The following is a 328-nucleotide window of genomic DNA, read 5'->3' on the forward strand; positions in this document are numbered from 1 at the left end:
GCGACGTCGTACGTGACGGCGTACCCGGCGGGCGTGGCGCGGCCGCTGGCCAGCAACCTCAACACGGTGCGCGGCGTCGACCTCGCGAACAGCGCCGTGGTCGGCCTCGGCGCGGGCGGGCACGTCCTGTACAACAACGCGGGGAGCGTGCTGCTCCTGGAGGACATCCAGGGCTACTTCGCGCCGGGCCCCCTCGACTGACCCACCCGGCCCTCTCGGCGCGTGCGGTGAGCGGTGGCGTCAGTGCGTGCCGCAGGAGACGGCGGTGACGCCGCTCCCGTTGCCCGTGCCGATGAAGCCGGCGGTGGCGGTGCCGCCCGCGGGCAGC

General features: G+C 75.3%; 1 protein-coding gene. It reads left to right on the forward strand.

Annotated features, from left to right (window positions below; genetic code table 11):
- Window positions 1-201: hypothetical protein (locus CBZ_RS21270; RefSeq protein ID WP_165446880.1), on the forward strand; the 201-nt coding region annotated here is incomplete at its 5' end.
- Between the last annotated feature and the right edge of the window lie 127 nt (window positions 202-328).

The sequence above is a fragment of the Cellulomonas biazotea genome, from assembly GCF_004306155.1.
In the GTDB taxonomy this organism is placed as follows: Bacteria; Actinomycetota; Actinomycetes; order Actinomycetales; family Cellulomonadaceae; genus Cellulomonas; species Cellulomonas biazotea.